We start from the raw sequence: 704 nt of genomic DNA, 5'->3' as shown, positions 1-704 counted from the left end.
GCGGTGCGGCCGAAGCCTTCGATGTTCGAGGTGCGCACCGCATCGGCCACCGCTTTCAGTTCACCGATATAGCGATGCACATGCTCGCCGCCGCCGAGCGGCAGCTTTCGCGCCACGAGATCGATCGCCTGGATGCCGTTGGTGCCCTCGTAGATCGGTGCGATGCGGGCGTCGCGATAGAGCGCGGCAGCGCCCGTCTCCTCGATGAAGCCCATGCCGCCATGCACCTGGACGCCGAGCGAGGCAACCTCGACGCCGACATCGGTGGAAAAAGCTTTGGCCAGCGGCGTCAAGAGATTGGCACGGTCACGCCAATGCGCCGCCTCGTCACCCGACGATACGCGCGCGAGATCGATGGCGTGGGCGCAACTGTAGCTGATGGCGCGGGCGATCTGCGTCAGCGCCTTCATCGTCAGGAGATTGCGTTGCACGTCCGGGTGGTGAACGATCGGCGCCATGCCGGCACCAGCGTAATCCGCCGCCTTACCCTGACGCCGTTCATTGGCGTAGGCGATCGCTTTCTGGGTCGCGGCTTCCGCGACCGCGACACCCTGCATGCCGACGGCCAGACGGGCATTGTTCATCATGGTGAACATGCAGGCGAGGCCCTTGTTCTCCTCGCCGATCAGCCAGCCGATGGCGCCTGGCTTGGTGCCTTGAAAGCCGTCGCCATAGATCATGGTGCAGGTCGGCGAGGCGTGGAT

1 protein-coding gene is annotated in these 704 nt (G+C 65.1%); it reads right to left on the bottom strand.

Annotation, left to right across the window (positions count from 1 at the left end):
• Positions 1-704, bottom strand: a 704-nt coding sequence (locus tag EN852_RS34580; RefSeq protein ID WP_281407820.1) for an acyl-CoA dehydrogenase family protein, incomplete at both ends; no start/stop codon positions are given.

Source organism: Mesorhizobium sp. M2E.F.Ca.ET.209.01.1.1 (assembly GCF_004010375.2).
Lineage (GTDB): Bacteria > Pseudomonadota > Alphaproteobacteria > Rhizobiales > Rhizobiaceae > Mesorhizobium.
This window is presented reverse-complemented; position numbering and strand designations above follow the sequence as displayed.